Source organism: Haemophilus sp. HMSC066A11, assembly GCF_001811665.1.
GTDB lineage: Bacteria > Pseudomonadota > Gammaproteobacteria > Enterobacterales > Pasteurellaceae > Haemophilus > Haemophilus influenzae.
The window spans coordinates 74,829-88,522 of record NZ_KV805870.1; the positions used below are offsets into that span (position 1 = coordinate 74,829).

At 39.1% G+C, this 13,694-nt stretch carries 10 protein-coding genes; 8 read left to right on the forward strand and 2 right to left on the reverse strand.

Annotated elements, in window-relative coordinates; all coding sequences use genetic code 11:
* The first annotated feature begins 5 nt into the window (after positions 1–5).
* From HMPREF2813_RS06040 to mfd, 6 genes are all read left to right on the forward strand, one after another.
* Positions 6–329, forward strand: a complete 324-nt coding sequence (locus tag HMPREF2813_RS06040; RefSeq protein ID WP_005650217.1) for a HigA family addiction module antitoxin — start codon at positions 6–8, stop codon at positions 327–329.
* Positions 330–492: 163 nt separating this feature from the next.
* Positions 493–2,163, forward strand: a complete 1,671-nt coding sequence (gene ettA / locus HMPREF2813_RS06045; protein WP_005663485.1) for an energy-dependent translational throttle protein EttA — start codon at positions 493–495, stop codon at positions 2,161–2,163.
* A 61-nt stretch (positions 2,164–2,224) separates the two neighbouring features.
* On the forward strand, positions 2,225–2,566 hold the full coding sequence (locus HMPREF2813_RS06050; RefSeq protein ID WP_005652996.1) for a SirB2 family protein: 342 nt from the start codon (positions 2,225–2,227) through the stop codon (positions 2,564–2,566).
* A 4-nt stretch (positions 2,567–2,570) separates the two neighbouring features.
* Complete coding sequence (locus HMPREF2813_RS06055) at positions 2,571–4,541, forward strand: tRNA(Met) cytidine acetyltransferase TmcA (RefSeq protein WP_014550704.1); 1,971 nt, start codon at positions 2,571–2,573, stop codon at positions 4,539–4,541.
* Positions 4,538–4,711 (forward strand): DUF5363 family protein, encoded by a 174-nt coding sequence (locus HMPREF2813_RS09875; protein ID WP_005652999.1) that lies wholly within the window; start codon positions 4,538–4,540, stop codon positions 4,709–4,711. Before HMPREF2813_RS06055 ends, HMPREF2813_RS09875 begins: the two co-directional genes overlap by 4 nt.
* A gap of 102 nt (positions 4,712–4,813) precedes the next feature.
* Entirely contained in the window at positions 4,814–8,254 is a 3,441-nt protein-coding gene (mfd, locus tag HMPREF2813_RS06060; RefSeq protein WP_014550705.1) for a transcription-repair coupling factor, read from the forward strand.
* A 52-nt stretch (positions 8,255–8,306) separates the two neighbouring features.
* Here mfd and HMPREF2813_RS06065 read toward each other — a convergent pair whose 3' ends face one another.
* Complete coding sequence (locus HMPREF2813_RS06065; protein ID WP_005687316.1) at positions 8,307–9,698, reverse strand: DegQ family serine endoprotease; 1,392 nt, start codon at positions 9,696–9,698, stop codon at positions 8,307–8,309.
* Positions 9,699–9,891: 193 nt separating this feature from the next.
* Between HMPREF2813_RS06065 and accD the strand changes: the two genes are divergently transcribed.
* Positions 9,892–10,782 (forward strand): acetyl-CoA carboxylase, carboxyltransferase subunit beta, encoded by an 891-nt coding sequence (accD, locus tag HMPREF2813_RS06070; protein ID WP_005653009.1) that lies wholly within the window; start codon positions 9,892–9,894, stop codon positions 10,780–10,782.
* Position 10,783: 1 nt separating this feature from the next.
* On the forward strand, positions 10,784–12,088 hold the full coding sequence (gene folC / locus HMPREF2813_RS06075) for a bifunctional tetrahydrofolate synthase/dihydrofolate synthase (protein ID WP_041174620.1): 1,305 nt from the start codon (positions 10,784–10,786) through the stop codon (positions 12,086–12,088).
* An 869-nt stretch (positions 12,089–12,957) separates the two neighbouring features.
* Here folC and HMPREF2813_RS06080 read toward each other — a convergent pair.
* Positions 12,958–13,638: a SanA/YdcF family protein gene (locus tag HMPREF2813_RS06080; RefSeq protein ID WP_005659629.1), complete on the reverse strand. Its 681-nt coding sequence runs from the start codon at positions 13,636–13,638 to the stop codon at positions 12,958–12,960.
* Between the last annotated feature and the right edge of the window lie 56 nt (positions 13,639–13,694).

Genomic DNA, 13,694 nt, shown 5'->3' on the forward strand with positions numbered 1-13,694 from the left:
ATAATATGATGACGAGAAAACCCACCTCTGTTGGTGAAATTCTACAAGAAGAGTTTTTAGAACCTTTAAGTCTTAAAATTAGTGATTTAGCTCAAATTTTAGATGTACATCGTAATACGGCAAGCAATATTGTTAATAATAGTTCACGAATTACGCTAGAAATGGCAGTTAAACTTGCTAAAGTATTTGATACTACGCCTGAGTTTTGGCTTAATCTGCAAACACGTATTGATTTATGGGACCTTGAACACAATAAACGTTTTCAACAAAGTCTTGCAAATGTTAAGCCCGCTCTACATCGGCATGATACTTCTACATTTGCAATGTAATTTGAGCCCTAAAGTGTCTATTTAATTTAGGGAATACTTCACTCTAAATATTTACAAGTGGTTAGGTTTCGCCAAACTTTTGCAAAATCTGTCCACTTGTTTCCTATATTTTCGCCCTATTTTCCAGTAGAATAGGGCGAATTTTTTTTGTGAGGAATTATTAATGTCATCTCAATTTGTGTATACGATGCATCGTGTCGGCAAAGTAGTGCCGCCGAAGCGTCATATTTTGAAAGATATTTCTTTAAGCTTTTTCCCTGGTGCTAAGATCGGGGTTTTAGGTTTAAATGGTGCGGGTAAATCGACTCTTTTACGCATTATGGCAGGCGTAGATAAAGAGTTTGAAGGGGAAGCTCGTCCACAACCGGGTATTAAAATTGGGTATCTTCCGCAAGAGCCAAAACTCGAGCCACAACAAACCGTGCGTGAAGCAGTGGAAGAAGCGGTTTCTGAAGTGAAAAATGCACTGACTCGTTTAGATGAAGTGTATGCGCTTTATGCGGATCCTGATGCAGATTTTGATAAATTAGCGGCAGAACAAGCCAATCTTGAAGCCATTATTCAAGCGCATGATGGACATAATTTAGATAACCAATTAGAGCGTGCGGCAGATGCGTTACGTTTACCTGATTGGGATGCTAAAATCGAACATTTATCTGGTGGTGAGCGTCGTCGTGTGGCACTTTGCCGCTTGTTACTCGAAAAACCAGACATGCTCTTATTAGATGAGCCAACTAACCACTTAGATGCGGAATCTGTGGCATGGTTAGAGCGATTCTTACATGATTATGAAGGCACTGTTGTGGCAATTACTCACGACCGTTATTTCTTAGATAACGTAGCTGGTTGGATCTTAGAGCTTGACCGTGGCGAGGGCATTCCTTGGGAAGGCAACTATTCTTCTTGGTTAGAGCAAAAAGAGAAACGTTTAGAACAAGAACAAGCAACTGAAAACGCACGTCAAAAATCAATTGCGAAAGAGTTGGAATGGGTTCGTCAAAATCCAAAAGGTCGCCAAGCGAAAAGCAAAGCACGTATGGCGCGCTTTGATGAGTTGAACTCTGGCGAATACCAAAAACGTAATGAGACGAACGAACTCTTTATTCCACCTGGCCCACGCTTGGGCGATAAAGTGATTGAAGTGCAAAACTTAACCAAGTCTTATGGCGACCGTACTTTAATTGATGATTTATCATTCAGCATTCCAAAAGGGGCAATTGTTGGGATTATCGGAGCGAACGGTGCAGGTAAATCTACCCTATTCCGAATGTTGTCAGGTCAAGAGCAGCCAGATTCAGGTTCTGTGACAATGGGCGAAACCGTTGTACTTGCGTCTGTGGATCAATTCCGTGACGCTATGGATGATAAGAAAACCGTGTGGGAAGAAGTGTCTAATGGACAGGACATTCTCACTATCGGCAACTTTGAAATTCCAAGCCGTGCTTATGTGGGGCGTTTCAACTTCAAAGGTGTAGATCAACAAAAACGTGTGGGCGAATTATCAGGTGGAGAACGTGGTCGTTTACACTTAGCGAAACTTCTACAACGTGGTGGTAACGTGCTATTACTGGACGAACCAACCAATGACTTAGATGTTGAAACCTTGCGTGCCTTAGAAAATGCGATCTTAGAATTCCCAGGCTGTGCAATGGTTATTTCGCACGACCGTTGGTTCTTAGACCGTATCGCAACGCATATTTTAGACTACGGCGATGAAGGTAAAGTCACGTTCTATGAAGGTAACTTCTCAGACTACGAAGAGTGGAAAAAGAAAACCTTAGGCGATGCAGCAACCCAGCCACATCGTATTAAATATAAACGTATTGCGAAGTAATTTAGATTGAGAAAGTGCGGTGGATTTTGACCGCACTTTTCTTACTTTTTTGGGAGTGATTATGTTAGTTGATTTACATATTTTTTTCGCCTTTTTAAGTTTGGCATTGTTAGTAATTCGTGGTGCAATGCAGCTTAATGGTAAAAATTGGCGTTCGATAAAATTATTAAAAATTTTACCGCACTTATCAGATACCTTGCTGATTGTGTCTGGCGTCGTCATTTTATATCTCTTTGCTTTTGGTATTGAATGGTGGTTAGTGGCTAAATTCGCATTACTGATTTTGTATATCGTATTTGCTGCAAAATTTTTCAGTAAAAAAGTTTCTCAACCAAAAAGCATTTTCTTTTGGCTTGCTTGCGTAAGTTTTATTGGTGCGATGTTAATTGCCTATTTAAAATAAAACGATGCCATCTCGCCAACTTCAAATTTTAATCTGCAAAACTTTGCCGCTTGTGCCTGATAACGTATTAATTATCGGCGAAAGTGGCATTGCTTTTTCTAAAGCAACGAATTTGCTCGGGCAAGAATTTGAACATATTTTATTTGATGCGCGAAATGGCATTCATCTTGAAGCACTGGCTATTGCAGCTGGAACACTGAAAATGGGCGGCACGCTTTGTTTAGTGTTATCTGATTGGGAAAATTTATCTCAGCAGCCTGATCAAGATAGTTTACGTTGGAATGGAAATCAGTCAGCAATCGCCACGCCTAATTTTATTTATCATTTCAAACAGTGCATTGAACGTTATCATTTCCCCATTTTAAGAGAGGAAAGTGCGGTTGAATTTCCTCCCATTTTTTATTCTAACGAGAATCACAAAAATGCTACGTTAGCGCAACAACAAATTATCGAGACTATTTTACAGACCGAGCAGGATATTTATTTTCTAACCGCCAAGCGGGGAAGAGGAAAATCCGCATTATTGGGGATGCTTGCTAACCAAATTCAAACGCCAGTTTATCTTACCGCACCGAATAAAAGTGCGGTGCATTCCGTTATTGAATTTTCAGAAGGCGGAATTGAATTTATTGCGCCAGATGAATTGGCTTTGACGTTACAAAGTGAATCCGAATTTAGTCAATCTGCTTGGTTGCTGGTAGATGAAGCGGCGATGATCCCATTGCCGTTATTGCAAGAATATTCTCAATATTTTCAACATATTGTCTTTAGCACAACAATTCATAGCTATGAAGGTACGGGGCGTGGTTTCGAATTAAAATTTAAACGGAAAATTCACCGCACTTTTCAGCATTTTGAGCTTAAACAGCCCCTACGTTGGCAAGAAAATGACCCGTTAGAACATTTTATTGATGATCTTTTGTTGCTAAATGCCGAAGATGATTTTCAGCACTTTGACTATAGCAATATTACTTATAACATAGAGGAAAACGCTAAAAATCTTTCCTTCCCCTGCTTGCGGGGGAAGGTGCCCGAAGGGCGGAAGGGGGATTTAGATATAGCCAGTCTCCCTCGAGCTTTGGAAGCTCCCCTCACAAGTAAGGGCAGTAAAGGAAAATATAATCGTCAATTTTTATTTCGAGATTTTTATGGCTTAATGACATTGGCGCATTATCGAACATCGCCACTCGATCTTCGTCGTTTACTGGATGGGAAAAATCAACGTTTTTATTTTGCTGAATATCAACAGAATTTGCTCGGTGCAATTTGGGCATTAGAAGAAGGAAATATGGCTGATGATGAGTTGATTATTCAAATTCAACAAGGCAAACGTCGCCCGAAAGGGAATCTTGTGCCACAAGCCTTGTGTTTCCACGAAAATCTTTCCCAAGCCTGTAAACTGCGTTCACTCCGCATTTCACGTATCGCCGTGCAACCAAATTGGCAGCAAAAGAGCATTGGGCAAAATTTGATGCAAGCCATGGAAAATGCCGATGTGGATTTTCTTTCAGTGAGTTTTGGCTACACCGACGAACTCGCAAAATTTTGGCAAAAGTGCGGTTTTGTTTTGGTGCATTTAGGCGAGCATCAAGAAGCGAGTAGTGGTTGTTATTCAGCGATTGCCCTTAAAGGTATTTCCAAAGAAGGCTTGGCTTTAGTTGATACTGCGTACAAACAATTTCAGCGTAATCTCCCTTTATCTTTTCATCCGTTCGTCATAAATTTTGAGCAAAATCAGCTTGATTGGCAGCTTGATGAATTCGATTGGATGAGCTTAAAAAACTTCGCTAATTTTCACCGCACTTTATTTTCGAGCATTCCTGCAATAAGGCGTTTATTAAAATTAGCGGGCAAAGAAAATTTCCCATTAATTTCCGCTTATTTAACAAACAAACCACTTCCTATTAACAAGAAAAAAGGCGTAGAATGTTTGCGTTTAGAAATTAAACAATATTTAGAGCGAGGAACTTTATGACAGAACAAGCCGCAAAACCAAAAGGCTGGTTTAAACGCGCACTTGAAAAATATGACAACTTCATTAAAGAATGGGGTTTAGATCAACCGAATTGTAGCTGCGTGCCTATGTCAGCAACAGAAGATGAAAATGGTAATTTGAAGAAAAAAGAATCTTCTTTAAAGAAATAAATATCAACTGTTTTTTTAAACAGTGAACTTATTGAAAGATAGAGCAAATTCCAGTACACTATGCGTCAATTTTTATACAAGATTGACGCATTATTTATATTTATGAAAACGGCTTTTTTCCAACCTGATATTCCAACCCAACCCAATGATCACAAAATTTTAGGCAATGTATTACCAGGTGCTGATGCATTGGCGATTAGTGAAATTGCAGAGCAAAATCAAAGTTTAACCGTAGTGGTGACACCAGATACTCGAAGTGCGGTGCGTTTATCACGTGTTTTATCGGAATTAAGCAGTCAAAATGTATGCGTATTTCCTGACTGGGAAACCTTACCTTACGATACCTTTTCTCCCCATCAAGAAATTATTTCCTCTCGTTTAAGTGCGCTTTTCCATTTACAAAATGCGAAAAAAGGCATTTTCTTATTGCCAATTTCGACATTAATGCAACGCCTTTGCCCGCCACAATATTTACAACACAATGTGCTTCTGATTAAAAAAGGCGATCGTTTGGTCATCGATAAAATGCGCTTACAATTAGAAGCTGCGGGCTATCGAGCTGTGGAGCAAGTATTAGAACACGGTGAATACGCGGTTCGTGGAGCCTTGTTGGATCTTTTCCCAATGGGAAGTGTGGTGCCTTTTCGCCTTGATTTTTTTGATGATGAAATTGATTCCATTCGCACTTTTGATGTGGATACGCAACGTACTCTTGATGAAATTAACTCAATTAATCTTTTGCCGGCTCACGAATTTCCAACGGATGACAAAGGGATTGAATTTTTTCGTGCGCAATTTCGTGAAACCTTTGGGGAGATTCGCCGAGAGCCCGAACATATTTATCAGCAAATTAGTAAAGGTACCTTGATTTCTGGCATTGAATATTGGCAGCCACTTTTCTTTGCTGAAATGGCGACTTTGTTTGATTATTTGCCAGAACAAACGCTGTTTGTGGATATGGAAAATAACCAAACGCAAGGCGAGCGTTTTTATCAAGATGCCAAACAGCGTTATGAACAACGTAAAGTGGATCCGATGCGTCCGCTTTTATCGCCTGAAAAATTATGGCTTAATGTAGATGAAGTCAATCGCCGATTGAAATCTTATCCACGTATTACATTTAAAGCGGAAAAAGTGCGGTCATCGGTACGCCAGAAAAATTTACCTGTTGCCGCTCTACCAGAAGTGACCATTCAATCCCAGCAAAAAGAACCATTGGGACAACTCCGCCAATTTATTGAGCATTTTAAAGGAAATTTATTGTTTTCTGTGGAGACGGAAGGTCGCCGAGAGACTTTGCTTGATTTGCTTTCACCGTTAAAACTCAAGCCAAAACAAATTCAATCTTTGGAACAGATTGAAAATGAAAAATTTAGCTTGTTAGTCAGCTCTCTTGAACAAGGTTTTATAATTGAACAATCGCTTCCTGTTGCGATTATTGGCGAAGCTAATTTGCTTGGCGAACGTGTTCAACAACGTTCTAGAGACAAACGTAAAACAATTAATCCTGATACGCTTGTACGAAATCTTGCCGAACTGAAAATAGGGCAGCCAGTTGTGCATCTTGATCACGGTGTGGGACGTTATGGCGGTTTGATTACCTTAGATACAGGCGGCATTAAAGCCGAATATTTGCTACTAAATTATGCAAATGAATCGAAACTTTATGTGCCAGTGACTTCATTACATTTGATTAGCCGTTATGTTGGTGGTTCTGATGAAAGTGCGCCATTACATAAATTAGGGAACGAGGCTTGGGCGAAATCACGCCAAAAAGCAGCGGAGAAAATTCGTGATGTGGCGGCAGAGTTATTAGATGTTTACGCACAACGTGAAGCGAAGAAAGGCTTTGCCTTTAAATATGATCGTGAAGAATTTCAACAATTTTCCGCAACCTTTCCTTTTGAAGAAACCTACGATCAGGAAATGGCAATTAATGCGGTAATTTCGGATATGTGTCAGCCAAAAGCAATGGATCGCCTTGTTTGTGGTGATGTGGGTTTTGGTAAAACTGAAGTGGCAATGCGCGCTGCCTTTTTGGCTGTGATGAATCATAAGCAAGTAGCAGTGCTAGTGCCAACCACACTGTTAGCCCAACAGCATTATGAGAATTTTAAAGATCGTTTTGCGAATTTACCTGTGAATGTCGAAGTGTTATCGCGTTTCAAAACTGCAAAAGAACAAAAACAAATTCTGGAAAACCTTACAGAAGGCAAAGTCGATATACTGATTGGTACCCATAAATTAATTCAATCAGATGTAAAATTTAACGATCTTGGATTGTTGATTATTGATGAAGAACATCGTTTTGGTGTAGGGCAAAAAGAGAAAATCAAACAGCTTCGTGCGAATATCGATATTCTTACGCTAACGGCAACGCCAATTCCTCGAACGCTTAATATGGCGATGAATGGCATTCGTGATCTTTCCATTATTTCTACGCCTCCTGCGCGCCGATTAAGTATTAAAACCTTCGTCCGTCAGAATGACGATCTTGTTGTACGAGAAGCGATTTTGCGTGAAATTCTCCGAGGTGGGCAGGTTTATTATCTCCACAATGATGTCGCAAGCATTGAAAATACAGCAGAAAAACTGACCGCACTTGTGCCAGAAGCACGAGTGATTGTAGGGCATGGACAAATGAGAGAACGTGAGTTAGAACGTGTGATGAGTGATTTTTATCATCAGCGTTATAACGTCTTAGTTTGTTCAACCATTATCGAAACGGGTATTGATGTACCAACGGCAAATACCATTATTATTGAACGAGCGGATCATTTTGGTTTGGCTCAGTTGCATCAATTACGTGGACGAGTTGGGCGTTCACATCATCAGGCTTATGCTTATTTGCTTACGCCACCGCCAAAGATGATGACAAAAGATGCTGAACGCCGTCTAGATGCGTTGGAAAATCTTGATAATCTTGGGGCTGGTTTTATCTTGGCAACCCACGATTTAGAGATTCGTGGTGCTGGCGAATTACTTGGAAACGAACAAAGTGGACAAATTGAAAGCATCGGTTTTTCGCTTTATATGGAATTATTGGATGCAGCGGTTAAAGCGTTAAAAGAAGGGCGTGAACCATCATTAGAAGAATTGACGCAACAACAAGCGGATATTGAATTGCGTGTGCCTGCTTTACTGCCTGATGATTATCTAGGAGACGTGAATATGCGTTTATCCTTTTATAAACGCATTGCTGCAGCAGAGAGTAAAGCAGAATTAGATGAATTAAAAGTTGAGTTGATTGACAGATTTGGATTATTGCCTGATGCAACGAAAAATTTATTACAAATTACAGAGTTACGTTTATTGGTTGAGCCGTTGAACGTTGTGCGAATTGATGCTGGAACACAAGGCGGTTTTATTGAGTTTTCAGCAAAAGCACAAGTGAATCCAGATAAATTTATTCAATTAATTCAAAAAGAACCTATTGTGTATCGATTTGATGGCCCATTAAAATTTAAGTTTATGAAAGATCTATCCGATAACAAAGTGCGGTTAGAATTTGTGGTGGATTTGTTAAGAACGATTGCTGCATAAAAAGAAGTCCGATCATTGTGATCGGACTTTTTTCTTAAATATATCAAGCAGATTATTGCACTAATAAATAGAAATTACTGTTACCTCGTAAAATATTAAGTGCAACTGCTGACGGTTCAGTTTTAAGCACTTTATTTAATTCACGAATGTTTTCGATCATTTGGCGATTAATACCAATAATAATATCGCCCGATTTTAAACCACGTTGTGCAGCCAGCGAATTAGGTTGAATTTTTGTGATTTCAATTCCTTTAACGCCTTTAGCATCGTAGTCTTTCAATGTTGCGCCATCTAATGCAGGCAACTCAGTTTTTGAGGAAAGTTGGCTACCATCATCCGCTTGTAATTTCATTTTAACGTCGTGGGATTTGCCATCACGTAAGTAAGTCAAGCTAATCTCTTTGCCTGCACCAGTGGTTGCGATTTTTGCACGAATTTCAGCGAAACTTGAGATTTTTTGACCGTTCATCGCCGTGATAATATCGCCCGCTTTAAGTCCTGCTTTTTCAGCAGCAGATTTCGGTAAAACTTCACTTACAAATGCGCCTTGTTGCGCGCTTACATTAAAGGCTTTGGCTAAATCAGCATTGAGTTCGCCACCTTTAATACCAAGCAATCCGCGACGCACTTGACCAAATTCTAAAATTTGTTGTACTAAATTGCTTGCTTGATTACTTGGAATCGCAAAGGCAATTCCTGCATTGCCACCGCTTGGAGAAATAATTGCGGTATTAATTCCAATAAGTTCGCCATTTAGATTGACTAATGCACCACCCGAATTACCGCGGTTTACTGCTGCATCGGTTTGAATATAGTTTTCATAAGTGCCACTGTCAGAACCTGTTGAACGACCCAATGCAGAAACAATACCTGATGTCACAGTTTGACCTAAACCAAATGGATTACCGATTGCAACAGTGAAATCGCCTACGCGTAATTTGTCGGAATCAGCAAATTTGATTTCTGTTAAATTACTTGGTTTTTCAAGCTGTACTAATGCAATATCTGATTGTTCATCTTTACCCACTAATTTTGCTTTAAATTCACGCCCATCTTGTAATTGCACGGTAATTTTATCAGCTCCATCAATAACATGATTATTGGTTAAAACATAGCCTTTGCTTGCATTAATAATGACACCAGAACCTAAACCACGGAAGTTACGCTTTGACTCTCCACGTCCACCAAATTGTTCGGCAAAACGATCGCCAAAGAAGAATTTAAATTCTTCAGGAATATCGTCTAGGAAAGGAGAACGAGAATCTACTTTAGCTTTTCCTTCAACGGAAAGAGTGACAACGGCAGGTTGTACTTTTTCTAACATTGGTGCAAGACTGTTTTGTTCCGAAACAAAACTTGGCAAAGTGGCTTGAGCAACAAATGATGTGCTTAATACACTTAATCCAAGTGCAATACTATTTAATACAAAACGTGTTTTTTTCATAAATACTCCAAAATAGATTTCAGATAACGTGGTCTGTAAGACAAAAAAATAAAAAAAATGTTCAATAAGAGGAGAGCAAATTATCTTGTTTAAAAGGAAATCGGAGCAGTACAAAAACGGTCTTACAAGTAGCAAATTCTATAAATTTATGTTCTAATATGCGCAATTTTCTAGTCAATAAAAAGGTCAAAAAATGAGCTGGATTAACCGAATTTTTAGTAAAAGTCCTTCTTCTTCCACTCGAAAAGCCAATGTGCCAGAAGGCGTATGGACAAAATGTACTGCTTGTGAACAAGTACTTTATAGTGAAGAACTCAAACGTAATCTGTATGTTTGCCCGAAATGTGGTCATCATATGCGTATTGATGCTCGTGAGCGTTTATTAAATTTATTGGACGAAGATTCAAGCCAAGAAATTGCGGCAGATTTAGAACCAAAAGATATTTTAAAATTTAAAGATTTAAAGAAATATAAAGATCGTATCAATGCGGCACAAAAAGAAACGGGCGAGAAAGACGCGCTAATTACTATGACAGGCACGCTTTATGATATGCCAATTGTTGTGGCTGCATCGAACTTTGCTTTTATGGGCGGTTCAATGGGTTCTGTAGTTGGTGCAAAATTTGTTAAAGCGGCTGAAAAAGCGATGGAAATGAATTGTCCGTTTGTATGTTTCTCTGCGAGTGGTGGTGCTCGTATGCAAGAAGCCTTGTTTTCTTTAATGCAAATGGCAAAAACTAGCGCGGTGCTTGCCCAAATGCGTGAAAAAGGCGTGCCGTTTATTTCGGTATTAACGGATCCGACTTTAGGCGGCGTATCAGCCAGTTTTGCGATGTTAGGGGATTTAAATATTGCCGAGCCAAAAGCCTTAATTGGTTTTGCAGGACCACGCGTTATTGAACAAACTGTGCGTGAAAAATTGCCAGAAGGTTTCCAACGTAGTGAGTTTCTACTTGAGAAAGGGGCAATTGATATGATCGTGAAACGTTCGGAAATGCGTCAAACTTTGGCAAGTGTACTGAGTAAATTAACGAATCAACCATCTCCTTTTGTAGAACCTGAACTCATTTCAGAAGATGAATAATATGCAACTTAAAGCCACTTCGCCACTCGCTGAGTGGCTTTCTTATTTAGAAAAAAGCCATTTTAAACCTATTGATCTTGGTTTAGATCGTATTCAATCTGTGGCAGAAAAATTGGATTTACTTCATCCCGCCCCTTATGTGATAACTGTGGGGGGGACGAATGGTAAAGGCACGACTTGTCGCTTGTTAGAAACGATTCTGCTTAATCACGGATTACGTGTAGGCGTGTATTCTTCGCCCCATTTATTGCGTTATAACGAGCGAGTACGCATTCAAAATCAAGATTTACCCGATGAAGCACACACAGCCTCTTTTACTTTTATTGATGAAAATAAAACAGAATCGCTGACTTATTTTGAATTTAGCACCCTTTCTGCCTTGCATTTATTTAAGCAAGCAAAATTAGATGTGGTGATTTTAGAAGTGGGGTTGGGTGGTCGTTTAGATGCGACCAATATTGTGGATAGCCATCTTGCTGTGATTACTAGCATCGATATTGATCACACCGATTTTCTTGGGGATAGCAGAGAGGCCATTGCTTTTGAAAAAGCAGGAATTTTCCGCGAAAATTGCCCTGTCGTGATTGGTGAACCTAATGTGCCACAAACAATTTTAGATCAGGCTGAAAAATTACATTGCCAAGTTGCTCGTCGTGATGTGGATTGGTCGTTTGAGCAAAATACTGAAAATTGGCAATGGCAAAATAAAAAAGTGCGGTTAGAAAATTTGCCGTTTTGTCAGATTCCATTGGCGAATGCCGCAACGGCTCTTGCTGCTGTTCAATATTTACCTTTTGATATTTCAGAACAGACTTTGCGAAAATCTTTGCAAGAGGTAGAACTGGTTGGTCGTTTTCAAGCTATAAAAACAGATAAACGTGAGAAATTAGCGGATTATCTTGGCGTACCAGTTGAAACCTTGCCAACAATCATCGTTGATGTGGGGCATAATCCTCATGCCGCAAAATATTTATCTGAAAAATTGACCGCACTTAAATGCAACATTGAGGGCAAAATTATTGCCGTATGTGGGATGCTCAAAGACAAAGATGCAAATGGGGTATTTGCGCATTTAACGCCTATTATTGATGAATGGCATTGTGTAACCTTAGGCGGCTATCGCGGGCAGTCAGGCGATGAATTAGCAGAGAAATTGAAAAGCAATTTCCCAAATATTCAAGCTACATCAGATAATTCTGTTATGGATGGTGTGTGTACAGCACTCAAAAGTGCGGTAAAGAATGATGTTGTTTTAGTCTTTGGATCTTTCCACACCGTAGCCGAATTTTGGGCTGTGGTGGAATAAAATTTATCATTAAAACAAAGGGCTGATATTTAAAATCAGCCCTTATTTTTTGGAATATTATTTCCAAGAATATTTCACACCCACGGTGCCTTGGTAACCTTTATGACTATTTTTTTCTCTGTTTTATCTTTTACATCAATTGTGAGTTCTTTTTCAGCATTAAAAATAGGTGTAGATTTATTTGAATCTTTTCTATAAATACGAATCCCTGTTAATTGCTGACCTATTTGTGTTGATGCACCAGGAATGCTATAAACGCTTAAAATAGTTTTTTCTGTGTTATCAACATTAATTTTGACATTATCTTTTAGTGTTAAAATAGTATTATTTGTGCCAGTGCCATCATGATCATACCCAACTGCAATACCGTAAGCAGCGTTAGAATCGGGTGAAGTATGGGTATTATTTTCACTAGCTAAAGTAACAGCAATATCGCTTTTTCCTTGAATTTCCTCAGTTCGATCAGCTCGGATAACAAGTCCTTTTGGGTAAGTGTATTTTTGGGGATATTTTGGGGTTACTCGAATCTTTACATTACCAGTAACGGTATTGGTAGCTTCCTTAACTTCATGACCAATGGGGGTTTCTCCAGTAATTTTTTCATCAACATTTTGATAATCAGTGGCAAAAGCCGTAGTAGAAAGGGCAGAAGAGATTAGAATACTAAGAAGTTTTTTTTACAATTTTGCTTGCTTTTGGGATTCTTGTTTCATAATTTAACCTAACAAAGTTGTGAGTTCAACGACAATTAAAGTAAACCCTTTAGCATAAAACAGTATTTTCCTTATCGGTTGGATTTTAACCAGTTTGTGTTTATTTAACAAGTTTAGATTAGTGTGATTTTAGAAAAATAGAAGAAATATGATTTATTATAATGTGGTGCTGTTTGGCAATGGCTGAGGTTCCCCTAAAAAATAAGGCTCAACACCTAATATCAAGTCAAAAACCGCTTTTATGCGGGCAAAAACTTCTCTTATTTGTGTGGAAAAATGTAATTCTGGCTGTTTTGCCACAAAGCAAATGGCATCAATATTATGTGCTTGGGCAATTAATAGAGCGCGTTCGCAATGAAATTTTTGACTGACAATCGTAAATGCTTGCACTTGGAAAATTTTATCGGCGCGGATAACGGAATCAAGGGTGCGAAAACCTGCAAAATCACGGAACATTAAAGTTTCTGGCACACCCATTTTGCGTAAATCGCGAAACATTGCTCTTGGTTCGTTATATTGCAAAGTTCGGTTGTCGCCACTTAATAAAAGATAATTCACTTTTTGTTGTTCGATTAGGCTTTTAGCTGCCATTAAGCGACTATCGTAATAAACGTTCGGTTTTCCGCTGGCGGTGTATTTTGATGTGCCAAGCACAAGGGCGTAAGGGCGAAAGGGGAGTTCATCAATATTTATGAATATTTTATCGCGAACATAAAAACTTACGCCTCGATCCACTAGCAAGCAAAGTATAATCAATGCAAAGATTGCGTAGAATAGTGCGCGAAAAAGTGCGGTGAATTTTGGGGAGAATTTTTTTACTAGCATAGCGGTAAACATAATGAAAAATCGACCGCACTTCAAGGAGAATTTGATGGATTTTGTGAATTGCATTG